The following is a 26,863-nucleotide window of genomic DNA, read 5'->3' on the forward strand; positions in this document are numbered from 1 at the left end:
CGGACCTCAGCTGCCCGCGTTCGGCTCCACCAGGCAGTCAACAAACAGCCGCACGCTGCCATCCTCCTGCACCACCGGGCGCAGTCCATGGATGTCACTCTCGAAGCCGGGGAACTGCCGGTCCTGATCCAGGGCGATCTTCAGGTAGTCGGCGATGGCACTGTTATCCTGGGAGAAGCGCTCGCCGGGCATGATCACCGGAATGCCCGGCGGGTAGGGCACCAGCATGACCGCGCTGATGCGTCCGCCCAGCTGGTCGATGGGCACCATTTCCACCTGGCCGCGCACCATCTTCTGGTAGGCGTCTGCGGGGCGCAGGACGATCTCCGGCAGCTGGGTATAGATCTGCCGCAGTATGCGCACCATGTGCTGCTGCTTGTAGAAGTGGTGCAACTGATTGCACAGGTCACGCAGGCCCATGTCCGGGTAGTGTCCGGTACGGGCGATGACCGGCAGGGTCAGCTCCAGCGGCGCGTTGCTGTCGTACAGGCGCTTGAACTCCTGCAGCTCGGCCACCAGGGTGCTCCACTTGCCCTTGGTGATGCCCAGGGAGAACAGGATCAGGAAGGAATACAGGCCGGTCTTCTCCACCACCAGGCCGCGCTCGGCCAGAAAGCGGGTGACAATGGCGGCGGGTATGCCGGTGCGGCCCAGGCGGCCCTGTTCTTCCACCCCCGGCGTCAGCAGGGTGACCTTGATCGGATCGAGCAGGGCATAGTCGTCGGCGGTGTCACCGAAACCGTGCCAGTCGGCGCCGCTGTCCAGAGTCCAGTCGCTGGCGACCAGCTGCTCGCTGTCCAGCGCCTGCTCCGGTTCCCAGACATCGAACCACCATTCGTCCTCATCCAGGCGCTCGGCGGTCTGCTGCATGGCGCGGCGGAAGGACAGGGCCTCGTCCAGGGTCTCCTGCACCAGCGAGCGGCCCGGCTCGCCGGCCATCATGCCGGTGGCTACGTCGATCGAGGCGATGATGCCGTAATGCGGCGAGGTGGAGGTGTGCATCATGAAGGCTTCGTTGAAGCGGCCCACATCCAGCTGCTGCTCAACGCTGTTCTCGGCCAGGATGATCGAGGCCTGGGACAGGGCGGCCAGCACCTTGTGCGGCGACTGGGTGGCGAATACCAGGGGGTGCCTGGCCCGCTCGAAGCCACGCTTGCTGCCCATGCCGTGGCGGCCGGCATAGAACTCGTGGAAGGCGGCGTAGCCGTACCAGGCTTCGTCGAAATGCAGGATGTCCACCGCATCCTCCAGCTCGTCCTTGATCAGCTCGGCGTTGTAGCACAGGCCGTCGTAGGTGGAGTTGGTCAGCACCGCCAGGCGGATGCGTGGTGTACGTCCCTGCAGCAGCGGGTGCTCGGCCAGGCGCTGGCGCAGGCTCTGCGGGGAGAAGGAGTCCAGGCTGATGGGGCCGATGATGCCGTAGTCGTTGCGCGAGCCGGTGAGGTACACGGGGATGGCGCCGGTCATGGTGATCGCATGCAGTATCGACTTGTGGCAATTGCGGTCCACCAGCACCACATCATCCCGGGTAACGAAGGCGTGCCAGATGATCTTGTTGGCGGTAGAGGTGCCGTTGATCACATAGAAGCTGTGGTCGGCGCCGAAGGTGCGGGCGGTATTGGCCTCGGCTTCGGCAATGGGGCCATTGTGATCGAGCAGCGAGCCCAGCCCCGGCACCGATACCGACAGATCCGAACGCAGGGTGTTCTCGCCGAAGAAGTCGTGGAAGGCACGGCCTACCGGGCTCTTGCGAAAGGCCACGCCGCCGCCGTGGCCCGGGGAGTGCCAGGAATAGCTGGCACGACCGGTATAGGTCAGCAGGGCCTTGAAGAAGGGCGGCAGCAGCTGGGACAGATAGGTCCGGGCGGTGCGCGCGATCTGCCCGGCGATGAAGGGCATGGTGTCCTCGAACAGATAGATGATGCCGCGCAGCTGGTGCAGGTCGCGCAGTCGCCCGAGCAGCTGGGTATCCAGTGCCTGGGTGGTACTCAGGGCCATGATCGGCAGTTCGGGGGAGCGGGAATGGGCTGCATCGAACAGGCGCCGTTCCGGGCCCAGATCGCCGTCCGGGTGATTCTCGGGGGTGAACAGGATGCACGACAGCCCCCGGTGGGCCTCGGCCACCAGCCGGCCTTCTTCCAGGGAGGCGGTGGCCAGCACCTCGAAGCCCTCCTGCTCCAGAGCCTTGAACAGTTCAGCCAGTTGCTGGCCGGCGACGTTGTTGCGATCGATATCGGAATTGATGACCAGAATCGGGAAGTGCAGATGCTTGAACATGCCAGCTCCTGTAACGGCTCGTGCCCCCAGTGTCGTGCGGGCCGGCGTTGATGGCAAGTCGGCTGACGCGCTGCGGGGCGATTTGCCGGGGCCGGCAATGGTATGCTTCTCCGCTTTCCAACACTGCCGGGCCGGGAGACGAACGTGAGCTGGGATCTAGAAGCCCCCTTTATCGAGCAGGTACAGGTACAGCCGGAGGATATCGACGAGCTGGGCCACGCCAACAATGCATCCTATGTGCGCTGGCTGGAGCGCTGCGCCTGGCAGCACTCCCGGTCGCTGGGGCTGGGGCTGGATGAATACCAGCAGTTGAACCGCGCCATGGTGGTGCTGCGCCACGAGATTGATTACCTGGCCTCCGCCTACGAGGGCGAAGAGCTGCAGATGGGCACCTGGATCGTCAGCTGGGACAGCAAGCTGCGCATGACACGGCGCTTCCAGCTGCTGCGCCCCGGCGACGGCGTCACCCTGTTGCGGGCCTATACCACCTTTGCCTGTGTGGAGCTGAGTACGGGGCGGCCGCGGCGCATGCCGGCGGAATTTCTGGATGGTTATGGCAAGGCGATCGTGGGCGAAAAGTAGGGACTTGGCAGTCGCCCCGGCTGCGGGGCTCCCACAACAGGGGCGGGAACCCATGGGCCGAATGGAATTCGGCCCTTCCGGAATACGGGTCTGTCTCAGCGGTATTCGCAGAGGTAGGCAGTATCCTGCTCGACCTTCAGTTGAAAGCGGCTGTTGCCGGGGACAGTGAACTGGCTGCCGGCGACAAAGTCCTGCCACTGTTCGCTGCCGGGCAGTTTCACGGTCAGCTTGCCGCTGATCACGTGCATGATCTCCAGTTCGTTGGTGCCGAATTCATATTCGCCGGGAGCCATGACGCCCACAGTGGCGCGGCCTTCGGGCTGGCTGAAGGCGATGGATGCAACCTTGCCGTCGAAATACTGGTTGGTGCTGAACATGGCGGAACTCCGGATGTGAGTAAATGGGCGCCAATTATGCCTGCGGCCGGATTCGCCGAACAGGGGGCTTCGCCTGCTATCATTCTGCCCGTGCAAATCAATGAACACCCATTCAGGAGTAACTATGGCTAGCGTTGCGTTTATCGGTCTGGGCGTCATGGGGTACCCGATGGCGGGTCATCTGGCGCGTGCCGGGCATGAGGTTACGGTGTACAACCGGACCGCTGAAAAGGCCCGCCAATGGGTTGCCGAGCACGGCGGTCGCAGCTGTCCGACCCCGGCCGAGGCGGCAACCGAGCAGGATTTCATCATGATCTGTGTCGGCAACGACAATGATCTGACCGACGTTATCAGTGGTCCCGAAGGTGTGCTGGCCGGCGCCCGCAGCGGCGCGGTCATCGTCGACCACACCACTGCCTCGGCCGAGGTGGCCCGACGGCTGGCCGGTCTGGCCGGGGAGCAGGGAGTAGGTTTTCTCGATGCGCCGGTGTCCGGCGGTCAGGCCGGTGCCGAGCACGGTCAGCTGACGGTGATGGTGGGCGGCGAGGAGGCGGTCTTCGATCTGGCGCGCCCGGTGATCAACAGTTATGCGCGCATGGTCAAGCTGATGGGGCCGGTGGGTAACGGGCAGCTGACCAAGATGGTGAACCAGATCTGCATTGCCGGTCTGGTCCAGGGTCTGGCCGAGGCGCTGCATTTCGCCCAGTGCGCGGGGCTGGACGGGGAAGCGGCCATGGCGGTGATCAGCAAGGGCGCGGCCCAGTCCTGGCAGCTGGAAAACCGCCACAAGACCATGCTGGCCGGGGAGTTCGACTTCGGTTTCGCAGTGGACTGGATGCGCAAGGATCTGGCCATAGTGCTGGATGAGGCGCGCAGCAACGGCGCCCAGCTGCCGGTCACCGCCCTGGTCGACCAGTTCTACGCCGAGGTGCAGAAGCTGGGGGGAGGGCGGTGGGATACCTCCAGTCTGATTGCCAGGCTCAAGCCCGGAAAATAAAATACACCGCGCCGAGCAGACAGAGCCCGGCCCAGAGATAGTCCAGCTTCAGGGGTTGATGCAGGAAGAGCACCGCAAAGGGCACGAACACGCACAGGGTGATCACTTCCTGCATTATCTTCAGCTGCGCCACCGACAGCTCGGTATAGCCGATGCGGTTGGCCGGCACCATCAGCATGTATTCGAACAGGGCGATGCCCCAGCTGACCAGCGCTGCGATGATCCAGGGCTTGCTGTTCAGCGTGCGCAGATGTCCGTACCAGGCGAAGGTCATGAAGATGTTGGACAGGCTCAACAACAGGGCGGTCTGTGCCCAGATGGGTATCTGCATGGTCTGGATCCCGGTAGGAGTAGGCGAAGGGTGGGCCGCCAGGGGCCCTGTGCAAAGCGAGGATTCTAGCTTCTATATGGAATGTCGAGAAGGTTGTGGCGCCTGCTGCGTGGCGCCCTCGATCACTACCCCGATTCCCGGCATGCCGCAGGGCAAACCTGCAGGCGTGGCCTGTATCCATCTGACCGCCGACAAGCGCTGCGCCCTGTTCGGCAAACCCGAGCGCCCCAGCGTGTGTTCCCGGTTCATGGCGGATCCCGAGGTGTGTGGTGACAGCGCCGAACAGGCGATACAGATACTGAGCTGGTGGGAGCAGGCGACTGCGTGCTGAGCAGTCCGTTCGCCCCGAGGGCGGTGCTCCTGCAATCGCATGCGCCACCCCCGCTCCCCCGGTAGGAGCACCCCGCCCCGGGTGCGAATGATGTCCGCCCGGTTCGCACCGAGGGCGATGCTCCTACTATTTCATGTGCCACCTGCCTGGGGAGCATTAAAAAACCCGCCGAAGCGGGTTTTTTAATGCTCAGACAGATTACCGGTTCGGGTAATCGCGCTGGGTGTGGCCGGTGTACAGCTGACGCGGGCGACCGATCTTGTACGGGTTGCTGATCATCTCGTGCCAGTGTGCGATCCAGCCCGGGGTGCGGCCGGTGGCGAAGATCACGGTGAACATCTCGGTGGGGATGCCCAGGGCCTTGAGGATGATGCCGGAGTAGAAGTCCACGTTCGGGTACAGGTTGCGTTCCACGAAGTAGGGGTCGCTCAGGGCGATCTCTTCCAGCTTCATGGCCAGTTCCAGTTGCGGATCGTTGATACCCAGCTCGCCCAGCACCTCGTCGCAGGTCTGCTTCATGACCTTGGCGCGCGGATCGAAGTTCTTGTAGACCCGGTGACCGAAGCCCATCAACTTGAACGGATCATCCTTGTCCTTGGCCTTGGCGATGAACTTGTCGATGTTGGAAACGTCGCCGATCTCATCCAGCATGCGCAGAACGGCTTCGTTCGCGCCGCCATGTGCCGGTCCCCAGAGGGCGGCAATACCGGCTGCGATACAGGCGAACGGGTTGGCACCGGAGGAGCCGGCCAGACGCACGGTGGAGGTGGAAGCATTCTGTTCGTGATCGGCGTGCAGGACGAAGATGCGGTCCATGGCGCGGGCCAGAACAGGGCTGATCTCGCGGCTGCCGGCCGGGGAGTTGAACATCATGTGCAGGAAGTTTTCCGAGTAGCTCAGATCGTTCCGCGGGTACATTGCCGGCTGGCCGACCGAGTACTTGTAAACCATCGCAGCAATGGTAGGAATCTTGGCAATCAGGCGGATTGCGGAGATTTCACGATGCATCGGATCGTTGATGTCCAGGGAATCGTGATAGAAGGCAGACAGCGCGCCGACCATGCCGCACATGATCGCCATCGGGTGGGCGTCACGGCGGAAGCCGTTGAGGAAGCTCTTGAGCTGCTCATGCACCATGGTGTGAGCCTGGATGGTGCCGGTGAATTTGGCCTTTTCCTCGGCGCTGGGCAGTTCGCCCTTGAGCAGCAGATAGCACACTTCAAGGAAGTCGGATTTCTCGGCCAGTTGCTCGATCGGATAGCCGCGATGCAGCAGGACGCCCTTGTCGCCGTCGATGTACGTGATCTTGGATTCGCAGGACGCGGTTGACATGAAGCCGGGATCGAAAGTGAAAACACCCTCGCTGGTGAGGCTGCGAACATCAATCACGTCCGGGCCCATAGTGCCGGAATAGACAGGCAGCTCGATGGGGGCAGCGCCCTCGATGATCAACTGCGCTTTTTTGTCAGCCATTGATGGCCTCCTGTTTTGCTGTATCGAAAGTGTGACCCCCCACGCAGGGCCCGCATCACTATAAAGTCAAAAACCCGTTTGTCAATTCTGCGATTTAGTCTGTCTATAGAGATTTCTGATCGCAATCATGCAAAGGTTTTATGGAAAAAAGGGCGTGCGCGCTTTTGACGCAGTGGGAATGTTGCAGAAGCCGGGAAAGGCCGATGGGAAGGCTTTGTCGCGTTGTAATCTGACGACTGAGTCACTATACTCCTTGGCCGGCAAAATGACCTTTCGGCTTCTTCCTCGAAGCTATGCCGCGCGTCATTTGGGTGCGTGAAGCGCCTTCCTATAATCCCGCCCTGTCCACAGGGTAACGAGTGTGAATATAGCCGTGAATAGCAAAAGACCTGTCAACCTGGATCTCAGGACAATCAAACTTCCTGTCACAGCCTATACGTCTATCGCTCACCGCATCTCGGGAGTCATTCTGTTCATCGCCATTGCAGGCCTGCTTTGGATGCTGGACACGTCTCTGAGTTCCGAAAGCGGCTTCGAGCAAGTAAAGGCCTGTTTTGAAAATCCGATCGCCAAGCTGGTGTTGTGGGGCGTGCTGTCCGCGCTGCTGTACCACCTGGTTGCCGGTATCCGTCACCTGCTGATGGACGCTGGAGTTGGTGAAGGGCTGGAGAGTGGCCGACTGGGCGCCCAGGTGCTGATTGTCGTTGCCGCCGTTCTGATTGTTCTGCTGGGGGTATGGATATGGTAACCAACGTCACCAACCTGTCGCGTAGCGGCCTGTATGACTGGATGGCGCAGCGCGTTTCCGCCGTACTGCTGGCAGCCTACACCATCTTCCTGCTGGGCTACCTGATCCTCAATCCGGGACTGAGCTACGAGCAGTGGCAGGCCCTGTACAGCAACAATGCCATGCGCATCTTCAGTCTGCTGACGCTGGTGGCGCTGGCTGTGCATTCCTGGGTCGGTATGTGGACTATTTCTACCGACTACCTCACCCCCATGGCTTTCGGCCGATTCGCAACCGTGCTGCGCTTCCTGTTTCAGGTGGTGTGCGGTCTGCTGATGTTCGTGCTGTTCGTCTGGGGTGTACAGATCCTGTGGGGTATTTGATCAATGGCTAATATTCGTACTTTGACTTTTGACGCCATCATCGTCGGTGGTGGTGGTGCCGGTATGCGCGCGGCGCTGCAGCTGGCTCAGGGTGGTCACAAGACTGCCGTAGTTACCAAGGTGTTCCCGACCCGTTCGCACACCGTTTCCGCCCAGGGCGGCATCACCTGTGCCATCGCTTCGGCTGATCCGAACGACGACTGGCGCTGGCACATGTATGACACCGTCAAGGGTTCTGACTACATCGGTGACCAGGATGCCATCGAATACATGTGCTCCGTAGGTCCGGAGGCCGTGTTCGAGCTGGAGCACATGGGTCTGCCGTTCTCCCGCACCGAGCAGGGCCGCATCTATCAGCGCCCCTTCGGTGGTCAGTCCAAGAACTACGGTGAGGGCGGTCAGGCTGCCCGTACCTGTGCCGCCGCCGACCGTACCGGTCACGCGCTGCTGCACACCCTGTACCAGAACAACGTCAAGCACAACACCACCTTCCTCAATGAATGGTATGCCGTGGACCTGGTGAAGAACCAGGACGGTGCTGTCGTGGGTATCATCGCCATCTGTCTGGAAACCGGCGAGACCGTCTACATCCGCTCCAAGGCCACCGTGCTGGCCACCGGTGGTGCCGGACGCATCTATGCCTCCACCACCAACGCCCTGATCAACACCGGTGACGGCGTGGGCATGGCCCTGCGCGCCGGCGTTCCGATGCAGGACATGGAAATGTGGCAGTTCCACCCCACCGGTATTGCCGGTGCCGGTGTACTGGTTACCGAAGGCTGCCGTGGTGAAGGTGGCTACCTGATCAACAAGCATGGCGAGCGCTTCATGGAGCGTTACGCGCCCAACGCCAAGGACCTCGCCGGTCGTGACGTTGTTGCCCGTTCCATGGTCAAGGAAATCCTCGCCGGCAACGGCTGTGGTCCGGATGGCGATCACGTGATGCTGAAGCTCGACCACCTGGGTGAGGAAGTGCTGCACAGCCGCCTGCCGGGTATCTGTGAGCTGTCCAAGACCTTCGCCCACGTTGACCCGGTTACCGCGCCGATCCCGGTCGTTCCGACCTGCCACTACATGATGGGCGGCATCGCCACCAACATTCATGGCCAGGCCATCGCTCCGGATCTGGATGGCAACGACCGCATCGTCGAAGGCCTGTTCGCAGTTGGTGAAGTGGCCTGCGTATCCGTACACGGTGCCAACCGTCTGGGCGGCAACTCGCTGCTCGACCTGGTGGTGTTCGGTCGTGCTGCTGGTCTGCATCTTGAAAGCGCGCTGAAGGAAGGCATCGAGTACCGTGGCGCTTCCGAATCCGACATCGAGGCGTCTCTGTCCCGTCTGTCCGGCCTGAATACCCGCACCAAGGGTGAGGATGTGGCTCCGCTGCGCAAGGCGCTGCAGAACTGCATGCAGAACTACTTCGGTGTATTCCGCACCGGTGAGTACATGCAGAAGGGTATCCAGGAGCTGGCAGATCTGCGCGAGCGCATTGCCAACGTCAAGATCGACGACAAGAGCAACGCCTACAACACCGCCCGTATCGAAGCGCTGGAACTGCAGAACCTGCTGGAAGTGGCCGAGGCTACCGCCATCGCCGCCGAAGGTCGCAAGGAAAGCCGTGGCGCCCACGCCCGTGAGGACTACGAGGAGCGCGACGACGAGAACTGGCTGTGCCACAGCATCTACCACCCGCAGACCAAGCAGCTGACCAAGCGTTCGGTGAACTTCAAGCCGAAGACTGTGCCTGCGTTTGAGCCCAAAGTCCGTACATATTAAGGGGATCCGGTATGTTGCAAGTCAGTATCTATCGTTACAACCCGGAGACCGACAAGGCTCCCTACATGCAGGACTTTCAGATCGACACCGAAGGCAAGGACCTGATGGTGCTCGACGTTCTGCAGCTGGCCAAGGAGCAGGATGCCGGTCTGGGCTTCCGTCGCTCCTGCCGCGAGGGTGTCTGCGGTTCCGACGGCATGAACATCAACGGCAAGAACGGTCTGGCCTGTATCACTCCGCTGTCCAGCGTGGTGAAGAACAACAAGCTGGTCCTGCGTCCTCTGCCGGGTCTGCCGGTAATCCGTGACCTGGTCGTGGATATGAGCATCTTCTATAAGCAGTATGAGAAGGTTCAGCCGTATCTGCAGAACGACACGCCGGCGCCCGCTATCGAGCGCCTGCAGTCGCCGGAGCAGCGCGAGAAGCTGGATGGCCTGTACGAGTGTATTCTCTGTGCATGCTGCTCCACTTCCTGCCCGTCGTTCTGGTGGAACCCGGACAAGTTCCTCGGCCCGGCAGCGCTGCTGCAGGCTTATCGTTTCCTGGCCGACAGCCGCGATACCGAGACCGAGAACCGACTGGCTGCACTGGACGACCCGTTCAGTGTCTTCCGCTGCCGTGGCATCATGAACTGCGTGAATGTCTGCCCGAAGGGTCTCAACCCGACCCGGGCGATCGGACATATCCGCAACATGCTGCTGCAAAGCGGAACCTGATCGAGCTCAGCTCATCAGACCAAGCTCTACTGGCGCCGGCATAGGGTGCCAGTAGAGAATTGATTCGGACTGCTGCCCACAAAGCGGCAGTCGGTTTATAGAAAGCTTAACCAACAGGGGCAACGGGTAACACCCGAACTATCTGTCGGGGCCGGCAATATTCCGGTTTCGTGGAATCAGACAGAGCAGGGCGATTGGCAGGGACAATGCCGCGACCCCTCCTGACTGTTCTGCCCGGAGGGCAATTCCATTGCCAATTAATGGTCTTTGCGCCAGGTGGTGTCCCCCTTATAGAGGGTGACCAAGAATGCCAGACAGCGAAATGCAGCAGCTGTGGAGTACATCTCACCTGTCAGGTGGGAATGCCTCCTACGTTGAAGAGCTGTACGAGCTCTATCTGCACGATCCGAACAGTGTCGCCGAAGAGTGGCGCAGCTACTTCGACAAGCTGCCCCAGACCAGCGGGACCGGGTCGGACATTTCCCACTCCACTATCCGCGAGCACTTTCTGTCGCTCGCAAAGAATCCCCGTCGGCCCCAGGCGGTCAGCGGCGGCCAGGTAAGCAGCGAACGCGACAAGAAGCAGGTCGGCGTGCTGCGACTGATTCAAGCCTATCGGATGCGGGGCCACCAGGCTTCCAATCTTGATCCCCTGGGACTGTGGCAGCGGGAAGCTATCGCTGATCTGACACTGGCCGAGTATGGTCTGACCGAAGCTGATCTGGACACCGTGTTCCGTACCGGTGAACTGCAGATCGGCAAGGAAGAAGCCCCTCTGCGTGAAATTCTCGACGCGCTCAAATCGACCTACTGCGGCACCATCGGCGCCGAGTACATGCATATTGTCGATTCCGCACAGCGTCGCTGGTTCCAGCAGCGCCTGGAAAGCGTACGCGGCAAGCCGCAGCACTCCGCCGAAAGTCGTCGTCATCTGCTCGAACGGCTGACCGCTGCTGAGGGTCTGGAAAAGTACCTGGGCACCAAATACCCCGGCACCAAGCGTTTCGGGGTCGAAGGGGGCGAGAGCCTGATTCCCATGCTCGACGAGATCATCCAGCGTTCGGGCTCCTATGGCGTTGCCGAAATCGTGCTGGGCATGGCCCACCGCGGCCGTCTCAACGTACTGGTCAACACCCTGGGCAAGAATCCGCGCGACCTGTTCGACGAGTTCGAAGGCAAGAAGCTGATCGATCTGGGCTCCGGTGACGTGAAATACCACCAGGGCTTCTCGTCCAACGTCATGACGTCCGGTGGCGAGGTCCACCTGGCGCTGGCGTTCAACCCGTCGCACCTGGAGATCGTCTCTCCGGTGGTGGAAGGTTCGGTGCGTGCCCGTCAGGACCGTCGCAAGGATCCGACCGGTGACAAGGTGCTGCCGATCAGCATCCACGGCGACGCCGCCTTCGCCGGTCAGGGTGTGGTCATGGAAACCTTCCAGATGTCCCAGACGCGGGCCTACAAAACCGGTGGCACCGTCCACATCGTGGTCAACAACCAGGTCGGCTTCACCACCAGCCGCCAGGAAGACGCCCGTTCCACCGAATACTGCACCGACATCGCCAAGATGATTCAGGCGCCGATCTTCCACGTCAATGGCGATGATCCGGAAGCGGTGCTGTTCGTCACCCAGCTGGCGGTCGATTACCGCATGCAGTTCAAGCGTGACGTGGTCATCGACCTGGTCTGCTATCGCCGCCGTGGTCACAACGAAGCGGACGAGCCCTCCGGTACCCAGCCGCGCATGTATGCGGTGATCAACAAGCACCCGACCACCCGCGAGATCTACGCCAAGCGTCTGATCGAGGCCGGCTTGGTCACCGAGGAGGATGTTCAGGCTTACATTGAGGAATACCGCACCGCCCTGGACAATGGCGATCACGTTGTCAAGAGCCTGGTCAAGGAGCCGGATTCCACCTCCTTCGTCGACTGGAAACCCTACCTGGGCCACAAGTGGACGGCACGCCACGACACCCGTTTCGACCTGAAGACCCTGCAGGAGCTGGCCAACCGCCTGACCAACCTGCCCGACGGTCTGGTCCTTCAGCGTCAGGTTGCCAAGATCATCGAGGACCGGGTGAAGATGGCCGCAGGTGGCCTGGCCCTGAACTGGGGCTTCGCCGAGACCATGGCCTACGCCACCCTGCTGCACGAGGGGCATCCGGTGCGCATCACCGGGCAGGACGTGGGTCGCGGCACTTTCTCCCACCGTCACGCGGTGCTGCACAACCAGAAGGGCGATGGCGCCTACATTCCGCTGGCCAACCTGTACGAAGGTCAGCCGCGGTTCGATATCTACGATTCGCTGCTGTCGGAAGAAGCGGTGCTGGCCTTCGAGTACGGCTATGCCACCACCACCCCGAACGCCCTGGTCATCTGGGAAGCCCAGTTCGGCGATTTCGCCAACGGCGCCCAGGTGGTTATCGACCAGTTCATCACCAGCGGCGAACACAAGTGGGGCCGTCTGTGCGGCCTGACCATGCTGCTGCCCCATGGTTATGAAGGGCAGGGACCGGAGCACTCCTCCGCCCGCCTGGAGCGCTTCCTGCAACTGTGTGCAGAGCAGAACATCCAGGTCTGCGTACCCACCACACCGGCACAGATCTATCATCTGCTGCGCCGCCAGGTGATCCGCCCGCTGCGCAAGCCGCTGGTGGTACTCAGTCCGAAATCGCTGCTGCGTCACAAGCTGGCCGTATCCACCCTGGAAGATCTGGCCGAGGGCTCCTTCCAGACCGTGATTCCGGAGATCGATCAGATCGACCCGGCCAAGGTGGATCGCGTCATCATGTGCAGCGGCAAGGTGTACTACGATCTGCTGGAGAAACGCCGCGCCGACGGCCTGGACAACGTCGCCATAGTGCGCATCGAACAGCTCTATCCGTTCCCGGAAGACGACCTGTCCGAGGTACTGGCACCCTACACCAATGTCCGCAAGGTGGTGTGGTGTCAGGAGGAGCCCATGAACCAGGGCGCCTGGTACTGCAGCCAGCACCACATGCGTCGGGTACTGAGCCAGCACAGCGTCAGCAATCTGTATCTGGACTACGCTGGACGGGAGGCATCGGCGGCCCCTGCGGGTGGCTACCCCTCCGTTCACGCAGAAGAACAGGCCAAACTCCTGCAGGATGCGCTCTACGCTTGAGCCGCTGCACAACACAGTTATTTAAGGATCGACAATGGCAATAGAAATCAAGGCTCCTACATTCCCCGAGTCGGTTGCTGACGGCACTGTGGCAACCTGGCACAAGCAACCCGGTGACGCGGTCAAGCGTGACGAGCTGCTGGTCGACATCGAGACCGACAAGGTCGTTCTGGAAGTGCTGGCCGAGGCCGATGGCGTTCTGGCCGAGATCATCAAGGGTGAAGGGGAGACCGTCCTCAGCGCCGAGCTGCTGGGCACCCTGAACGCCGGCGCAACCGCTGCGCCCAAGGCCGAAGCCGCTGCTGCTCCGGCTGCCGCTCCGGCCGCCGCTGCGCAAGCCGACAGCGCGGAAGAACCCCTGCTGAACCCGGCCGCGCGCAAGCTGGCCGAGGAGAACGGCCTGGATCCGGCCCAGATCAAGGGCACCGGCAAGGGCGGTCGCGTCACCAAGGAAGACGTGCTGAACGCCATCGAAGCGAAGAAAGCCGCCCCGGCAGCTGCCCCGGCAGCCAAGCCCGCAGCTGCCCCCAGCGCCCCGAGCGTGGTACTGGGTGAGGGTGATCGCATCGAGAAGCGCGTGCCCATGACCCGTCTGCGCGCCCGTATCGCCGAGCGCCTGGTGGATGCCCAATCGAGCATGGCCATGCTGACTACCTATAATGAAGTCAACATGAAGCCGATCATGGACCTGCGCAAGAAGTACAAGGACCTGTTCGAGAAGAAGCACAACGGTGTGCGTCTGGGCTTCATGTCCTTCTTCGTCAAGGCCGCCACCGAGGCGCTCAAGCGTTTCCCCGAGGTGAACGCCTCGATCGACGGCAAGGACATCGTCTACCACGGCTATCAGGATATCGGCGTGGCCGTATCCAGTGATCGTGGCCTGGTGGTTCCGGTACTGCGTAACACCGAGTTCATGAACCTGGCCCAGATCGAGGGCACCATCGCCGAGTTCGGCCGCAAGGCGCGTGACGGCAAGCTGTCCATGGAAGAGATGACCGGCGGTACCTTCACCATCTCCAACGGTGGCGTATTCGGTTCGCTGCTGTCCTCGCCGATCGTCAACCCGCCCCAGGCCGCCATTCTGGGTATGCACAAGATCCAGGAGCGCCCGATGGCCGTGGATGGTCAGGTGGTCATCCTGCCGATGATGTATCTGGCCCTGTCCTATGACCACCGTCTGATCGACGGCAAGGAAGCAGTCAGCTTCCTGGTGGCCATCAAGGATCTGCTGGAAGACCCGGCACGCATGCTGCTGGACATCTGATATCACACGCTATCAAACAGGTCGCTGCCGGCAACCCCGGCGGCGTCCGCTCCACAGTTGCCTACCCCGCAGCTGAACACAGAGGAAAGGTTATGAGCGATAAATTCGATGTAGTCGTTATTGGTGCCGGCCCCGGTGGCTATGTGGCTGCCATCCGTGCGGCCCAACTGGGCCTCAAGACCGCCTGTATCGAGAAGTACCAGGGCAAGGACGGCAAGCTGGCTCTCGGCGGCACCTGCCTGAACGTGGGGTGCATTCCCTCCAAGGCCCTGCTGGACAGCTCTTGGAAATACCACGAAGCCAAGGACGCTTTTGCCGTCCATGGCATCAGCACCGGCGAGGTCAGCATCGACGTCGCGGCGATGATTGGCCGCAAGGACCAGATCGTCAAGAACCTGACCGGCGGTGTTGCGGGTCTGCTCAAGGCCAACGGTGTGACCGTCTATGAAGGCCACGGCAAGCTGCTGGCCGGCAAGCAGGTCGAAGTCACCAAGACCGACGGCAGCACCGAAGTGCTGGCCGCGGAAAACGTCATTCTGGCCTCCGGCTCGCGTCCGGTGGAAATTCCCCCGGCTCCGGTTGATCAGAAGGTCATCGTCGATTCCACCGGCGCCCTGGAATTCCAGTCCGTGCCCAAGCGTCTGGGCGTGATCGGTGCGGGCGTCATCGGTCTGGAGCTCGGCTCCGTATGGTCGCGTCTGGGCGCCGAGGTCACCGTGATCGAAGCCCTCGACAAGTTCCTGGTCGCCGCTGACGAGCAGCTGGCCAAGGAAGCCATGAAGATCTATACCAAGCAGGGCCTGAACATCCTGCTGGGTGCCCGGGTTACCGGCACCGAGGTCAAGGGCGACGAAGTCACCGTCAAGTTCACCGACGCCAAGGGCGACCAGGAAATGACCTTCGACCGTCTGATCGTGGCGGTTGGTCGTCGTCCGGTCACCACGGATCTGCTGGCCGCCGACTCCGGCGTTACCCTGGATGAGCGTGGCTATGTCTATGTCGACGACAACTGCGCTACCTCGGTACCGGGCGTCTACGCCATTGGTGACGTGGTACGTGGTCTGATGCTGGCCCACAAGGCCTCCGAGGAAGGCGTCGTCGTCGCCGAGCGCATTGCCGGCCACAAGGCCCAGATGAACTACGACCTGATTCCTTCGGTGATCTACACTCACCCCGAAGCAGCCTGGGTTGGCAAGAACGAGCAGCAACTCAAGGCCGAAGGCGTCGAGATCAATGTCGGCGTGTTCCCCTTCGCTGCCAGCGGCCGTGCCATGGCCGCCAATGACACCTCCGGCTTCGTCAAGATCATCGCCTGCGCCAAGAGCGACCGCGTGCTGGGCGTGCATGTGATCGGGCCGAGCGCTGCCGAGCTGGTGCAGCAGGGCGCCATCGCCATGGAGTTCGGCACCAGTGCCGAGGATCTGGGCATGATGGTCTTCGCCCACCCGACCATGTCGGAAGCGATGAAGGAAGCTGCGCTGGCAGTGAATGGCCAGGCCATCCACATCGCCAACCGCAAGAAGCGTTAACCAGTCCTCCTGACTCGGTGGTGCATCCAGCGCGATGTGCCGCCGGGTCGGTTGCCGACATCCAAGGCAAGGCCGAAGGACCGGCCAATACGGGTTGCATCCCGCAGCCTGATCGGTGGCAGTGGCGGGTACCGTCACTGTTATGAAACTCATACGAATAACGGTACAAGAGAATGAACCTTCACGAATATCAGGGGAAGCAGCTGTTTGCTGAATACGGCCTTCCTGTCTCCAAGGGCATCGCTGTCGACACTCCGGAAGCAGCTGCCGAGGCCTGTGACACCATTGGCGGTTCCGAGTGGGTGGTCAAGGCTCAGGTTCACGCTGGTGGCCGCGGCAAGGCCGGTGGTGTGAAGCTGGTCAAGAGCCGGGAAGATGCCAAGGCCTTCGCCGAGCAGTGGCTGGGCAAGCGTCTGGTGACCTATCAGACTGACGCCAATGGTCAGCCGGTTTCCAAGATCCTGGTTGAAGCCTGTACTGATATCGACCAGGAGCTGTACCTGGGCGCGGTTGTGGACCGTTCCACCCGTCGTATCGTTTTCATGGCTTCCACCGAAGGCGGTGTCGAGATCGAGAAGGTTGCCGAGGAAACTCCCGAGAAGATCCTCAAGGCCACCATCGATCCGCTGGTAGGCCCGCAGCCCTATCAGGGCCGTGATCTGGCCTTCCAGCTGGGCCTGAAGGGCGACCAGATCAAGCAGTTCACCAACATCTTCGTTGGCCTGGGCAAGCTGTTTGCCGACTACGATCTGGCTCTGCTGGAAATCAACCCGCTGGTGATCAAGAAGGACGGCAACCTGCACTGCCTGGACGCCAAGATCAACATCGACGGCAACGCCCTGTACCGCCAGCCCAAGCTGCGCGCCATGCATGACCCGTCCCAGGACGATCCGCGTGAAGCCCACGCTGCCAAGTTCGAGCTGAACTACGTGGCTCTGGACGGCAACATCGGCTGCATGGTCAACGGTGCCGGTCTGGCCATGGGTACCATGGACATCGTCAACCTGCACGGTGGCAAGCCGGCCAACTTCCTCGACGTGGGCGGCGGTGCAACCAAGGAACGTGTTACCGAAGCGTTCAAGATCATCCTGTCCGACAGCAACGTACAGGCCGTTCTGGTCAACATCTTCGGCGGTATCGTCCGTTGCGACATGATTGCCGAGGGCATCATCGGCGCAGTCAAGGACGTGGGCGTCAAGGTGCCGGTCGTGGTCCGTCTGGAAGGCAACAACGCCGACCTGGGCGCCAAGGTACTGGCTGAAAGTGGTCTGAACATCATCGCAGCAACCAGTCTGACCGACGCTGCAGTACAGGTCGTCAAAGCGGCGGAGGGCAAGTAATGAGCATCCTGATCGACAAGAACACCAAGGTAATCTGCCAGGGCATCACCGGTTCCCAGGGCTCCTTCCACACCGAACAGGCCATCGCCTACGGTACCCAGATGGTCGGCGGCGTAACCCCGGGCAAGGGCGGCACCACCCACCTGGGTCTGCCGGTGTTCAACACCGTGCGTGAAGCCGTTGAAGCCACTGGCGCCGACGCTTCCGTGATCTACGTTCCGGCTCCCTTCTGCAAGGACTCCATCCTGGAGGCTGCCAATGCAGGCATCAAGCTGATCGTGTGCATCACCGAAGGCATCCCGACCCTCGACATGCTGGACGCCAAGGTCAAGTGTGACGAGCTGGGCGTGCGCCTGATCGGGCCCAACTGCCCGGGCGTGATCACCCCCGGCGAGTGCAAGATCGGCATCATGCCCGGTCACATCCACATGCCGGGCAAGGTCGGCATCGTGTCCCGTTCCGGCACCCTGACCTACGAAGCGGTCAAGCAGACCACTGATGCCGGTTTCGGTCAGTCCAGCTGCGTCGGTATCGGCGGTGACCCGATCCCGGGCTCCAACTTCATCGACATCCTGGCAATGTTCCAGAACGACCCGCAGACCGAAGCCATCGTCATGATCGGCGAGATCGGCGGCAGCGCTGAAGAAGAAGCCGCAGCCTACATCAAGGCCAACGTGACCAAGCCGGTCGTGTCCTACATCGCCGGTGTTACTGCTCCGGCAGGCAAGCGCATGGGTCACGCCGGTGCGATCATCTCCGGCGGCAAAGGCACCGCCGACGAGAAGTTCGCTGCACTGGAAGACGCTGGTGTGAAGACCGTTCGTTCGCTGGCCGATATCGGCAAGGCACTGTCCGAGCTGACCGGTTGGGCAATGAAGTAACGGTTGCCTGATGTTGCACAGAACCCCGCCTCGGCGGGGTTCTGTGTTTTCAGCCGGGCCGAGTGAGCCGGCCATTAACGCCCCCTTTGCCCACCTGCTTGTTTATAATGCCGCCACTACTGTCTCTACCGGACAGTTCCAGACTGAAGAAAATCAATGAAGACACTCTCGCCGGCCAACATTCTGGCCCTCGGTTTCATGACCTTTGCCCTGTTTCTGGGCGCCGGGAATATCATCTTTCCACCCAATGCCGGTCTTCAGGCCGGTGAAAACCTCTGGCCCACTGCCATGGGCTTCCTGATCACCGCCGTCGGCCTGCCGTTGCTGACGCTGGTCGCCCTGGCGCGCGTAGGGGGCGGTATCCAGGAACTTACCGCACCGCTCGGCAGATTGCCCGGCCTGGTCCTCGCCATTCTGGTCTACCTCGCCATTGGCCCGCTGTTCGCCACGCCGCGGACTGCCACCGTTTCCTACGAGATCGGAATCGTCAGCCTGGTGGGAGACAGCTGGCAGGCGCTGCTCGGCTATTCCCTGGTCTACTTCGCCATAGTGCTGGCATTGGCACTCAAGCCGGGGCGACTGATCGACAATATCGGCAAGATCATCACCCCGGTGCTGCTGCTGGCCCTGGCGGTGCTGGGTATCTCCGCGGTGCTCTTCCCGGCGGGTGAACCGGCGCTGGCGACCCCGGCCTATCGTGATGCACCGGTCATCGAAGGCATCCTGCAGGGCTATCTGACCATGGACGCGCTGGGCGCCCTGGTGTTCGGCGTGGTGATCACCCGCGCCATTCAGGACCGCCAGGTGCAGGAAACCCACATCGTCACCCGGTATACCATCTTCGCCGCTATCATCGCGGCCGTTGCTCTGGCACTGGTGTATCTGGCGCTGTTCCGGCTGGGCGCCACCAGCAGCTCGCTGGTCGGGGAGGGTGCCAATGGCGGCCAGATTCTTGCAGCCTTCGTTCTGCACCGCTTCGGGGATGCCGGCAGCTTCCTGCTGGCAGTGGTCATCACCCTGGCCTGCCTGACAACGGCGGTAGGGCTGATCTCTGCCTGTGGCTCCTTCTTCAGTCGCGAGTTTCCGGTCAGCTATGCCCAGGTGGTCTGGGTCTTTACCATTTTCTGCATGGCGGTCTCCAACCAGGGGCTGGACAGCCTGATCCGCATCTCCATTCCGGTACTGGTGGGACTCTATCCGCTGGCCATAGTCCTGGTGTGCCTGGGACTGTTCTCGCGCAACCTGGCCCGCCCGGAAAATATCATGCGACCTGTCATGCTGGTTGCACTTGCCTTCGGTATCATCGATGGTCTGAAGACGGCGGGGTTCATGGCCAGGGATACTGCCTGGCTGAGTGCATTGCCCTTCTCGTCTCAGGGATTGGGGTGGCTGGTACCGGCGTTGATCATGCTCGCTCTGGCACTGGCCGTGGATCGTGTTCGTTTTGGCAGGTTGGGTAACGCTTGATCTCAGATGTCATGACCATAAGCAGCATTCTGAATGCCGAGTCACTCTGGCTGAACCTGTTCGCGTTCTGCTGGTTCATGTTCTGCTGGGTGGGATACACCCGGTACGCCTGGCACCGGGGCAGGGATACCGCCTGCCTGGCCAGCGTGCTGCACCTGTACCGCAAGGACTGGATGAGTCGGCTGCTGTTGCGCGAGCAGCGGATCGCCGATGCCAGCCTGATCAGCAACCTGGAGCGCAATACCTCCTTCTTCGCCTCCAGCACCCTGCTGATCGTGGCGGGCCTGATCACCGTCATGGGGGCAACCGACCAGGCGCAGAACCTGCTGCGCGATCTGCCCTTCGTGGCGGAGGTCAGTCGTGAGATCTCGGAGATCAAGCTGCTGATCATGCTGGGTATCTTCGTCTATGCGTTCTTCACGTTCTCCTGGGCGATGCGTCAGTACAACTTCGCGTCGGTGCTGTTCGGCTCCGCGCCGCTGGTGGGTGAGAAACATGTCAGCGAGATCGAGCGCAAGGCCTTTTCCAGCCGGGCGGCGAAGGTGTTGTCGATGGCCGCGCACTCCTTCAATCTGGGACTGCGCTCCTACTACTTCGCGCTGGCCATGCTCAGCTGGTTCATCAACCCCTGGGTGTTCATGGCCATTACCGCAGGCGTGGTCTACGTGCTGTACCGGCGGGAGTTCAAGTCGGAGGTGCTGGGAGTGCTGATGGCCACACCGGCGCATTTCCCCGAGCCGCCTCCGGAGCAGCAATAGGCAATAGGAAGGGCAGGGTGCTCATGAAACAACACCGGCCGCGATAGCGGCCGGTGTTGTCGTGGGATACAGCAAGACGTCGGATCTATTCGCGGTCCAGACGCTCCTCGATATTATCGCGGGCCTCGGCGGCGGATTCACGAGCCTGCTCGCCTTTCTCCTCCAGATAATCCGCGGAGTCTTCATAGGCCTCGCCGATCCGGTCGCCAGCGGCGTCCAGGTTGTCCTGAATGCGCTCGGTGGTGGTCGGTTCGTTGCCGAAGGCCTCGTCGGTGCGCTGCTCGATGGCGTCGCCGGTATCCTCCATCGCATCACCGATGTTTTCGGCGGCGTCGGACATGGACTCCCGGGCCGACTCCATCTTGTCTTCCGGGCTGTCCTGACAGGCAGCCAGCAGACCCAGGCTGGCCATGAGCATGGCTGTTGCACAAAGTTTCTTCATCTCGTTCTCCAAGTGATGATCCATCGTCAGGTTAGTCACGTATTACGCATCCGAGTTCCCGCTATGCTTGAACAAGCGTAGTAGATTCAGCCAGGTCTGTTAAAATCTGCACTTTTCCCGGTGAGTTATCCGATGACGATCCAACAGCGTGCGCAAACCTTTCTTTCGGTGCTGCGCCATTGTCAGGTGCTTGGCATGACAGTGGAGCAGGCCGACGAGAATGGCCTGGTGATCAAGCTGCCCTACAGCGAACTGATCGTGGGCAATCCGGTCACCGGCGTGGTGCATGGCGGCGCCATCACCACGCTGATGGATACCTGCTGCGGCATCTCCACCGTGTGCTATCTGGAGGAGCTGGAAGTCTGTCCGACTCTGGATCTGCGTATCGACTACATGCATCCGGCCGAGCCGGGCAAGCCCATCTATGGTTTCGCCGAATGCTACCGGGTTACGCCGGCGGTCATCTTCACCCGGGGTGTGGCCTATCAGGAGCGGCGGGAGGAGCCCCTGGCCCATGTGGTCGGCACCTTCATGCGGATGGGCCCCGGGCCGGACGGCCTGAAGTCATTCAAACTCGGGGGCAAGGCATGACCGACATCGAACATCTGGTGCATCTGGCCCACCAGACCGGGGACTACGACGCTCTTATCGAGCAGATCCCCTATGCGCGGCTGATCGGCATCCGTGTGATGCGGCTGGGCGAGGAGATGATCTTTCACCTGCCGCTGAACAGGGACAACATCGGTAACCCCATACTGCCGGCGTTGCATGGCGGGGTCCTGGCGGGGTTCATGGAGCTGGGGGCCATGTTGCAGCTGATGGTCAGCATGAACAGCCCGACCTTTCCCAAGATCATCGATTTTTCCGTGGATTACCTGCGTGCCGGGTTGTCCCGCGATACCTATGCGACCTGTCAGGTATGGCGTCAGGGCCGCCGAGTGGGTAACGTAGCCATAACTGCCTGGCAGACGCGCTCGGAAGAGCCGGTTGCCACGGCCCGGGCACATTTCAAGCTGGACTGACGGGCGTCAGTCAGCTCAGGGAGAGGGCGGACATGGAAGCCTTGATGATACTCGCTGGCGCAGGAGCTCTGGTTGCGGGCTGGGTGTGGCTGGTGGTTGCCACCATGCGTCGCTCGGTCAGCAAGATGCTGCTGGCCCTGTTTTTCGCGCCGCTGACCCTGCTGCTGCGCGGCATGGGGTACCCGCTGGGACCGCGGCTGCTGATGCTGTTCGGGATCCTCGCCATGGTGGCCGGCGGCGCCCTGCTGCAGCAGCGACATCCCGACCGCGTGCAGGAGCTACTGGCCGGCCACTGGCTGGATGAGCCGGGAGTAGCGGAGGATCTGCGCGGTACCATCATGGGACAACCCTTCCGCCCCAATCGCATCCTCTGGCGCGGTGATGATCTGGTATTCGAGGAGGGGACCGGGGACCGTGTCCGACGCTCCCTGACCATCCGTTTCGGCAATGCCCGGGAGCTGCTGCTGGAATCTTCCGTCGAGCGGCTGCCCAGTGACGAGGGGTTGTGGCCGGAGCTGGTGCTGCAGTGGCATACCGGCGCCCTGTCCGAACCGGGTCTGCGCCGGATCACCGACAACTACAGTCTCAGTCTGGATTTCCGGGGAGGGCAGCAGGCCCAGACTGCCGGCCGTATCCATCTGCACCTGCCGACCATCCACAGCACCTGGCTGACCGGGGAAATACCGCCGCTCACGCTGCCACAGTGGATGACCGAACGCAGCCGCAGCGACACCCTGGTGCTTCAGCCCAGGGTCGAGGCTGCTGCCCGGTCCGCACAGGCGGTGCGACCGGTACCTGCCTGGCGCGAGCTCAGTCTGCTGGCCATGCTGGACGAGCCGGAGCTGTTCAGTGGCTCTGTGGTGCGCCTGACCACCTGGTCCGGGCGTACCCATGAGGGTGTGCTCAAGCAGCTGAGCGAGGACAAGCGACTGGTTCTGGCCCTGCCGCGGGGAGCGGATCAGGTCGAGCTGCACTTTCACCCGCTGGACATCCGCCAGATCGAAGAGCGGATCACTCCACGCTGACAGCTCCCGCCGGGCCCCCGGCGGCCGCTCACTCCCGAGCGGATGCCCGGCCCGGGCCTTGAAATTTCCTCCCCCCGTCCCCATCCACACAGTCATCTGCCCGATGCCGGGCGACCCTCTATCGTGAGCACAGGAGATACTGCCAAGATGACCGTGGAAGCCCAGAAGGAAACGCTCGGATTCCAGACCGAGGTGAAGCAGCTGCTGCACCTGATGATCCATTCGATGTACTCGAACAAGGAGATCTTTCTCCGCGAGCTGATTTCCAACGCCTCGGATGCCTCGGACAAACTGCGTTTCGAAGCCATTGCCAAGCCGGAACTGCTGGAAAGCGACCCCAACCTGCGCATTCGAATCAGCGCAGACGAAACGGCCAATACCCTGACCATCGAGGACAACGGCATCGGCATGTCCCGGGACGAGGTCATCAGCCACCTGGGCACCATCGCCAAGTCCGGTACCGCTGCCTTCATGCAGCAGCTCACCGGTGACCAGAAGAAGGATGCCCAGCTGATCGGCCAGTTCGGTGTGGGTTTCTACAGTGCCTTCATCGTCGCCGACCGGGTCGAGGTGTTCACCCGTCGCGCCGGTCTGGGCGCCGATGAGGGTGTGCGCTGGGAATCGGCCGGGCAGGGCGAGTTCACCATCGAGAACATCAACAAGCCCGAGCGCGGCACTCGCATCGTCCTGCACCTGAAGGCCGACGAGAAGGAGTTTGCCGACGGCTGGCGGCTGCGCAACATCATCAAGAAATATTCCGATCATATCTCCCTGCCGATCGAGCTGCCCAAGCAGCACTTCGGCGACGAGAAGGACAAGCCGAAAGAGATCGAATGGGAAAGCGTCAATCGCGCCAGCGCCCTGTGGACCCGCCCGCGTACCGACATCAAGGACGAGGAATACCAGGAGTTCTACAAGCACGTATCCCATGACTTCGAGAACCCGCTGACCTGGAGCCACAACAAGGTGGAAGGCAAGCTGGAATACACCAGCCTGCTGTACGTGCCCGGCCGCGCGCCCTTCGACCTGTATCACCGCGAGGCGCCCCGTGGCCTGAAACTCTATGTGCAGCGCGTGTTCATCATGGACGACGCCGAGCAGTTCCTGCCGCTGTACCTGCGCTTCATCAAGGGCGTGGTCGACTCCAACGACCTGTCACTGAACGTCTCCCGGGAGATCCTGCAGAAGGATCCGGCCATCGACAGCATGAAGTCCGCACTGACCAAGCGCGTGCTCGACATGCTGGAGAAGATGTCCAGGAACGACCCGGAGAAATACAGCACCTTCTGGAAGGCCTTCGGCAGCGTGATGAAGGAAGGCCCGGCCGAGGACTTCGCCAACCGCGAGAAGATCGCCGGCCTGCTGCGTTTTGCCTCCACCGCGCAGAACGACGACAGCGAAGTGGTCAGCCTTGACGCCTACATCGAGCGCATGCAGGAAGGTCAGGACAAGATCTACTACCTGACCGGTGAGCGTTACAACCAGGTCAAGAACAGCCCGCACCTGGAAATCTTCCGCAAGAAGGGCATCGAGGTACTGCTGCTGACCGACCGTATCGACGAATGGCTGATGAGCCACCTGAGCGAATACAAGGGCAAGGAATTTGTCGACGTGGCCCGGGGTGATCTGGATCTGGGTAAGCTGGAAGGTGAGGAGGACAAGAAGGCTCAGGAGGAAGTGGCCAAGGCCAAGGCCGATCTGATCGAGCGGGTCAAGAAGGTGCTGGGCGACGAGGTCGACGACGTCAAGGTCTCCCACCGCCTGACCGACTCCCCGGCGGTGCTGGTGATCAACGAGGACGGCATGGGTCTGCAGATGCGCAAGATCCTCGAAGCCACCGGCCAGAAAGCGCCGGACAGCAAGCCGATACTCGAAATCAACCCCGGCCACCCGCTGCTGGAGAAGCTGGACCAGGAGCCCGACGAAGACCGCTTCGCCGACCTGACCCGCATCCTCTTCGACCAGGCCGCCCTGGCCGCCGGCGAGGCACTGCAGGATCCTGCCAGTTATGTGCGGCGGTTGAATGCGCTGCTGGTGGAATTGAGCAAGTAATGGAGCAGGGAGGGGCGGGCTTAGCTCGCCTTCCCCTCACTCCATCTCGTCCCCATCCGGCCACACAAACCCTTCCGGCACCTTCCCCTTCAGGTGCCAGGCAAAGGCAATGATCTCCGCAATCGTCCGGTACAGCGCCTCGGGTATCTGGTCACCCAGCTCCATGCGCGTGAGCATGCTCGCCAGATCGGCGTTCTCGTAGATGGGCACTTCGTACTCCAGCGCCAGCTGGACTATCTGCTCGGCCAGTGCGCCTTCACCCTTGGCGGTGATGCGCGGGGCTTCCGGGCCGCCGTCGTAGAGCAGGGCAATGGCTTCTCGGGGTTGGCTCATCAGGTCACCTCGTCGATCCAGCGTTGTTGCACTGCCTGCTGCGGTTGCGGTGGGCTGCCCCGGTGGCAGCTGAGTTCGCCCACTTCCAGCCCGCGGGTCAGAAGACGGTCGCGCAGCTGCTCCAGCTGGCTGTTGACCAGCCTCAGGGTGCTGGCCTGTTCGGCCCAGAACTCGCTGCTGACCCGCCCCTTGTACAGTCGGGCGACCACCTGCAGCGGCCCCAGATGGTCGAGATTGAAGGCCAGGCGTATCTCCCACTGCGGTGTCTGCTCAGACTGGCGCTGATCCGGTGCCTGCTGTTCGCGCTGGATGCGCAGCTGCACCTGGGTGAACTGCTGGCCATCGCGCAGGGGCAGGTCCAGTTGCCAGACGGTCTGGCTGCTGCCATCGGCGAAGGTCTGGGTCTGGCCCAGGCTCTGGAACTGGTGATGCTGGATGCGCGACAGCAGGGCCGCAGTGAGCCGCAGGAGACCGCCCAGGTCGGCGTTTTCGGTCAGCGCCTGTACGGTCCTGGTGGGCAGCGGAAAGAGTCCCGGCCGCACCTGAAGTGATGGCTGCCATGGTCCCGGAGGCATGGCCAGGCTGCGACCGGGGTCCGCTGGCAGATGCTGCTGCAGGGTAATCAGCAGGTTGAGTACGCTGGCCTTGAAATCGGCGCCGGGCAGCGGTTCGGTGCCCGGCGGGGTGGCCAGACTGGCCAGCAGGGGCAGCAATCGGGTCAGAGGTGGCAGGTTGACTGCTGCCGGCGTGTTCTCGGCAGTGCCCTGACTGGGAGCCGCATTGCCTGTCGACAGCGCCTGCTGCAACTGCTGCAGGCTGGCCTCCAGGAATATGCCGCTCTGGCGGATCGCCTGGGCGACTCCGGCCGGGGTCGCCAGATGCTCCGGTGTGGCTACATGCTTGAGCACCTGCTGCATGCTGGCCTGCAGCAGCGGCGGCAGATCGGGCAGGCTGGCCAGTCTCTCCAGGGTACGCAGCATGGGAGTGGCAGGTGCCTGGTCAGGCAGGGTCAGGCGCATGCCCTGGAGCAGATCGAGCTGGCGTACCTGCTCGCTGGCACTGCTCAGGCGCAGGGCGCCATTCTCCACCGCAGCGGTGAGCAGGGTGCCCGGGGGTTGCGGACGGCTGCTGTCCAGACTGAGCAGGGCGCCGGCAGCCGGCCCCTGCAGCAGTCGGGCGAGCAGGGCAAAGCGGTTCTGCTCGCCGGTCACTGGCTGGCTTTCCATCACCCGGGCCTGAAGCAGGGTGCCGTTGGGAAACAGCTGGGGATCGAGCCGGGTCAGGGTAGGCGGCGCTGCGCCTGATTCGGCCGGGGGTGCCAGTACCGCCAGCAGGCGCACCGGGCTCAGTGCCTGGACCCTGAGTTCGGTCCCGGCCGGCAGCGGCTGCGGGCTGCGGACGCTGACCTCAACCGGTGCCGCGTTGGCTCGGGCCAGGCGCAGCAGCAGCTCGAACTGACCGTCCCGCGGCCTGTTCTGGAGTACCTCGGCGCTGGCGCTTTCACCGGGCGCCAGGGTCGCTGCGGCAATCGGACGCAGAAGCTCCAGGGGCACTGCCGCGGCCGTGGCCGGTGCGCTGGAAGGCCCGGTCCTGAGACTGTTGAGCGGGATGGATGACAGCTTTATGTCCGGCGTCATG

The 26,863-nt window shown here is 62.2% G+C and carries 25 protein-coding genes; 18 read left to right on the forward strand and 7 right to left on the reverse strand.

Going from position 1 to position 26,863, the window contains the following annotated elements:
- Positions 1-6: 6 nt before the first annotated feature.
- Positions 7-2,277, reverse strand: coding sequence for an Orn/Lys/Arg family decarboxylase (locus BM046_RS07405; RefSeq protein WP_090538464.1), 2,271 nt, complete (start codon positions 2,275-2,277; stop codon positions 7-9).
- A 144-nt stretch (positions 2,278-2,421) separates the two neighbouring features.
- On the opposite strand from BM046_RS07405, the gene BM046_RS07410 reads away from it, so the two are divergent.
- Positions 2,422-2,859 carry an acyl-CoA thioesterase gene (locus tag BM046_RS07410; protein ID WP_090538465.1) on the forward strand — a complete coding sequence of 146 codons (438 nt, stop codon included), beginning with the start codon at positions 2,422-2,424 and terminating at the stop codon, positions 2,857-2,859.
- A gap of 95 nt (positions 2,860-2,954) precedes the next feature.
- Here BM046_RS07410 and ppnP read toward each other — a convergent pair whose 3' ends face one another.
- Positions 2,955-3,236, reverse strand: a complete 282-nt coding sequence (gene ppnP, locus BM046_RS07415) for a pyrimidine/purine nucleoside phosphorylase (RefSeq protein WP_090538466.1) — start codon at positions 3,234-3,236, stop codon at positions 2,955-2,957.
- A 124-nt stretch (positions 3,237-3,360) separates the two neighbouring features.
- Here ppnP and BM046_RS07420 point away from each other — a divergent pair, with 124 nt between their 5' ends.
- On the forward strand, positions 3,361-4,233 hold the full coding sequence (locus tag BM046_RS07420; RefSeq protein ID WP_090538467.1) for an NAD(P)-dependent oxidoreductase: 873 nt from the start codon (positions 3,361-3,363) through the stop codon (positions 4,231-4,233).
- Here BM046_RS07420 and BM046_RS07425 read toward each other — a convergent pair.
- On the reverse strand, positions 4,217-4,558 hold the full coding sequence (locus BM046_RS07425) for a DMT family protein (RefSeq protein WP_090538681.1): 342 nt from the start codon (positions 4,556-4,558) through the stop codon (positions 4,217-4,219). The two genes, BM046_RS07420 and BM046_RS07425, sit on opposite strands and share 17 nt — an antisense overlap.
- A gap of 82 nt (positions 4,559-4,640) precedes the next feature.
- On the opposite strand from BM046_RS07425, the gene BM046_RS07430 reads away from it, so the two are divergent.
- Positions 4,641-4,895, forward strand: coding sequence for a YkgJ family cysteine cluster protein (locus BM046_RS07430; protein WP_090538468.1), 255 nt, complete (start codon positions 4,641-4,643; stop codon positions 4,893-4,895).
- A 198-nt stretch (positions 4,896-5,093) separates the two neighbouring features.
- On the opposite strand, the gene gltA is transcribed toward BM046_RS07430, so the two are convergent.
- The gene (gene gltA, locus BM046_RS07435) at positions 5,094-6,368 is read right to left on the reverse strand and encodes a citrate synthase (RefSeq protein WP_090538469.1); all 1,275 of its coding nucleotides are present in this window, start codon (positions 6,366-6,368) and stop codon (positions 5,094-5,096) included.
- Positions 6,369-6,729: 361 nt separating this feature from the next.
- Between gltA and sdhC the strand changes: the two genes are divergently transcribed.
- The 11 genes from sdhC (at position 6,730) to BM046_RS07490 (ending at position 20,351) form a co-directional block, all read left to right on the forward strand.
- Positions 6,730-7,116, forward strand: coding sequence for a succinate dehydrogenase, cytochrome b556 subunit (gene sdhC / locus BM046_RS07440; protein ID WP_090538470.1), 387 nt, complete (start codon positions 6,730-6,732; stop codon positions 7,114-7,116).
- On the forward strand, positions 7,110-7,478 hold the full coding sequence (gene sdhD, locus BM046_RS07445) for a succinate dehydrogenase, hydrophobic membrane anchor protein (protein WP_090538471.1): 369 nt from the start codon (positions 7,110-7,112) through the stop codon (positions 7,476-7,478). The genes sdhC and sdhD overlap by 7 nt, the downstream gene beginning before the upstream one ends.
- A 3-nt stretch (positions 7,479-7,481) precedes the next feature.
- Positions 7,482-9,254 carry a succinate dehydrogenase flavoprotein subunit gene (sdhA, locus tag BM046_RS07450; protein ID WP_090538472.1) on the forward strand — a complete coding sequence of 591 codons (1,773 nt, stop codon included), beginning with the start codon at positions 7,482-7,484 and terminating at the stop codon, positions 9,252-9,254.
- An 11-nt stretch (positions 9,255-9,265) separates the two neighbouring features.
- Complete coding sequence (locus BM046_RS07455; RefSeq protein WP_090538473.1) at positions 9,266-9,970, forward strand: succinate dehydrogenase iron-sulfur subunit; 705 nt, start codon at positions 9,266-9,268, stop codon at positions 9,968-9,970.
- A 307-nt stretch (positions 9,971-10,277) separates the two neighbouring features.
- Positions 10,278-13,112, forward strand: a complete 2,835-nt coding sequence (locus BM046_RS07460) for a 2-oxoglutarate dehydrogenase E1 component (RefSeq protein ID WP_090538474.1) — start codon at positions 10,278-10,280, stop codon at positions 13,110-13,112.
- A 34-nt stretch (positions 13,113-13,146) separates the two neighbouring features.
- Positions 13,147-14,376, forward strand: coding sequence for a 2-oxoglutarate dehydrogenase complex dihydrolipoyllysine-residue succinyltransferase (gene odhB / locus BM046_RS07465; RefSeq protein WP_090538475.1), 1,230 nt, complete (start codon positions 13,147-13,149; stop codon positions 14,374-14,376).
- A 92-nt stretch (positions 14,377-14,468) separates the two neighbouring features.
- On the forward strand, positions 14,469-15,905 hold the full coding sequence (gene lpdA / locus BM046_RS07470; protein ID WP_090538476.1) for a dihydrolipoyl dehydrogenase: 1,437 nt from the start codon (positions 14,469-14,471) through the stop codon (positions 15,903-15,905).
- Positions 15,906-16,078: 173 nt separating this feature from the next.
- Complete coding sequence (gene sucC / locus BM046_RS07475) at positions 16,079-17,245, forward strand: ADP-forming succinate--CoA ligase subunit beta (RefSeq protein ID WP_090538477.1); 1,167 nt, start codon at positions 16,079-16,081, stop codon at positions 17,243-17,245.
- Positions 17,245-18,126, forward strand: coding sequence for a succinate--CoA ligase subunit alpha (gene sucD / locus BM046_RS07480; protein ID WP_090538478.1), 882 nt, complete (start codon positions 17,245-17,247; stop codon positions 18,124-18,126). The genes sucC and sucD overlap by 1 nt, the downstream gene beginning before the upstream one ends.
- Positions 18,127-18,282: 156 nt before the next feature.
- A complete protein-coding gene (gene brnQ / locus BM046_RS07485) occupies positions 18,283-19,593 on the forward strand; it encodes a branched-chain amino acid transport system II carrier protein (protein ID WP_090538479.1) in 1,311 nt (436 codons plus the stop codon).
- Positions 19,594-19,604: 11 nt separating this feature from the next.
- Positions 19,605-20,351, forward strand: a complete 747-nt coding sequence (locus tag BM046_RS07490; RefSeq protein WP_090538480.1) for a DUF599 domain-containing protein — start codon at positions 19,605-19,607, stop codon at positions 20,349-20,351.
- An 85-nt stretch (positions 20,352-20,436) separates the two neighbouring features.
- Here the strand turns inward: BM046_RS07490 and BM046_RS07495 are convergent, their stop codons facing one another.
- Entirely contained in the window at positions 20,437-20,793 is a 357-nt protein-coding gene (locus BM046_RS07495) for a hypothetical protein (RefSeq protein ID WP_177197816.1), read from the reverse strand.
- 132 nt (positions 20,794-20,925) lie between these two features.
- On the opposite strand from BM046_RS07495, the gene BM046_RS07500 reads away from it, so the two are divergent.
- The 4 genes from BM046_RS07500 to htpG all read left to right on the forward strand — a co-directional run bounded on the left by BM046_RS07500 (position 20,926) and on the right by htpG (position 24,892).
- On the forward strand, positions 20,926-21,384 hold the full coding sequence (locus BM046_RS07500) for a PaaI family thioesterase (protein ID WP_090538481.1): 459 nt from the start codon (positions 20,926-20,928) through the stop codon (positions 21,382-21,384).
- Complete coding sequence (locus tag BM046_RS07505; protein WP_090538482.1) at positions 21,381-21,815, forward strand: PaaI family thioesterase; 435 nt, start codon at positions 21,381-21,383, stop codon at positions 21,813-21,815. The genes BM046_RS07500 and BM046_RS07505 overlap by 4 nt, the downstream gene beginning before the upstream one ends.
- A 32-nt stretch (positions 21,816-21,847) precedes the next feature.
- Positions 21,848-22,840: a hypothetical protein gene (locus BM046_RS07510; RefSeq protein ID WP_090538483.1), complete on the forward strand. Its 993-nt coding sequence runs from the start codon at positions 21,848-21,850 to the stop codon at positions 22,838-22,840.
- Between the two features lie 147 nt (positions 22,841-22,987).
- Positions 22,988-24,892 (forward strand): molecular chaperone HtpG, encoded by a 1,905-nt coding sequence (gene htpG, locus BM046_RS07515; protein ID WP_090538484.1) that lies wholly within the window; start codon positions 22,988-22,990, stop codon positions 24,890-24,892.
- 36 nt (positions 24,893-24,928) lie between these two features.
- Here the strand turns inward: htpG and BM046_RS07520 are convergent, their stop codons facing one another.
- Together BM046_RS07520 and BM046_RS07525 are read right to left on the reverse strand one after the other, a co-directional pair.
- The gene (locus BM046_RS07520; RefSeq protein ID WP_090538485.1) at positions 24,929-25,225 is read right to left on the reverse strand and encodes an EscU/YscU/HrcU family type III secretion system export apparatus switch protein; all 297 of its coding nucleotides are present in this window, start codon (positions 25,223-25,225) and stop codon (positions 24,929-24,931) included.
- Complete coding sequence (locus BM046_RS07525) at positions 25,225-26,862, reverse strand: flagellar hook-length control protein FliK (protein ID WP_090538486.1); 1,638 nt, start codon at positions 26,860-26,862, stop codon at positions 25,225-25,227. The genes BM046_RS07520 and BM046_RS07525 overlap by 1 nt, the downstream gene beginning before the upstream one ends.
- Position 26,863 lies beyond the last annotated feature (1 nt).

The organism is Halopseudomonas formosensis (genome assembly GCF_900115905.1).
Lineage (GTDB): Bacteria > Pseudomonadota > Gammaproteobacteria > Pseudomonadales > Pseudomonadaceae > Halopseudomonas > Halopseudomonas formosensis.

Bases quoted from the DNA above. Each gene is read 5' to 3' on its own strand.
- BM046_RS07505 (WP_090538482.1), top strand. From the start codon at position 21,381: ATGACCGACATCGAACATCTGGTGCATCTGGCCCACCAGACCGGGGAC.
- lpdA (WP_090538476.1), top strand. From the start codon at position 14,469: ATGAGCGATAAATTCGATGTAGTCGTTATTGGTGCCGGCCCCGGTGGC.
- BM046_RS07405 (WP_090538464.1), bottom strand. From the start codon at position 2,277: ATGTTCAAGCATCTGCACTTCCCGATTCTGGTCATCAATTCCGATATC.
- BM046_RS07495 (WP_177197816.1), bottom strand. From the start codon at position 20,793: ATGAAGAAACTTTGTGCAACAGCCATGCTCATGGCCAGCCTGGGTCTG.
- BM046_RS07500 (WP_090538481.1), top strand. From the start codon at position 20,926: ATGACGATCCAACAGCGTGCGCAAACCTTTCTTTCGGTGCTGCGCCAT.
- brnQ (WP_090538479.1), top strand. From the start codon at position 18,283: ATGAAGACACTCTCGCCGGCCAACATTCTGGCCCTCGGTTTCATGACC.
- BM046_RS07490 (WP_090538480.1), top strand. From the start codon at position 19,605: ATGACCATAAGCAGCATTCTGAATGCCGAGTCACTCTGGCTGAACCTG.
- sucD (WP_090538478.1), top strand. From the start codon at position 17,245: ATGAGCATCCTGATCGACAAGAACACCAAGGTAATCTGCCAGGGCATC.
- odhB (WP_090538475.1), top strand. From the start codon at position 13,147: ATGGCAATAGAAATCAAGGCTCCTACATTCCCCGAGTCGGTTGCTGAC.
- gltA (WP_090538469.1), bottom strand. From the start codon at position 6,368: ATGGCTGACAAAAAAGCGCAGTTGATCATCGAGGGCGCTGCCCCCATC.
- BM046_RS07430 (WP_090538468.1), top strand. From the start codon at position 4,641: ATGGAATGTCGAGAAGGTTGTGGCGCCTGCTGCGTGGCGCCCTCGATC.
- sucC (WP_090538477.1), top strand. From the start codon at position 16,079: ATGAACCTTCACGAATATCAGGGGAAGCAGCTGTTTGCTGAATACGGC.
- BM046_RS07525 (WP_090538486.1), bottom strand. From the start codon at position 26,862: ATGACGCCGGACATAAAGCTGTCATCCATCCCGCTCAACAGTCTCAGG.
- sdhD (WP_090538471.1), top strand. From the start codon at position 7,110: ATGGTAACCAACGTCACCAACCTGTCGCGTAGCGGCCTGTATGACTGG.
- BM046_RS07510 (WP_090538483.1), top strand. From the start codon at position 21,848: ATGGAAGCCTTGATGATACTCGCTGGCGCAGGAGCTCTGGTTGCGGGC.
- BM046_RS07520 (WP_090538485.1), bottom strand. From the start codon at position 25,225: ATGAGCCAACCCCGAGAAGCCATTGCCCTGCTCTACGACGGCGGCCCG.
- BM046_RS07460 (WP_090538474.1), top strand. From the start codon at position 10,278: ATGCCAGACAGCGAAATGCAGCAGCTGTGGAGTACATCTCACCTGTCA.
- BM046_RS07455 (WP_090538473.1), top strand. From the start codon at position 9,266: ATGTTGCAAGTCAGTATCTATCGTTACAACCCGGAGACCGACAAGGCT.
- sdhA (WP_090538472.1), top strand. From the start codon at position 7,482: ATGGCTAATATTCGTACTTTGACTTTTGACGCCATCATCGTCGGTGGT.
- htpG (WP_090538484.1), top strand. From the start codon at position 22,988: ATGACCGTGGAAGCCCAGAAGGAAACGCTCGGATTCCAGACCGAGGTG.
- ppnP (WP_090538466.1), bottom strand. From the start codon at position 3,236: ATGTTCAGCACCAACCAGTATTTCGACGGCAAGGTTGCATCCATCGCC.
- BM046_RS07420 (WP_090538467.1), top strand. From the start codon at position 3,361: ATGGCTAGCGTTGCGTTTATCGGTCTGGGCGTCATGGGGTACCCGATG.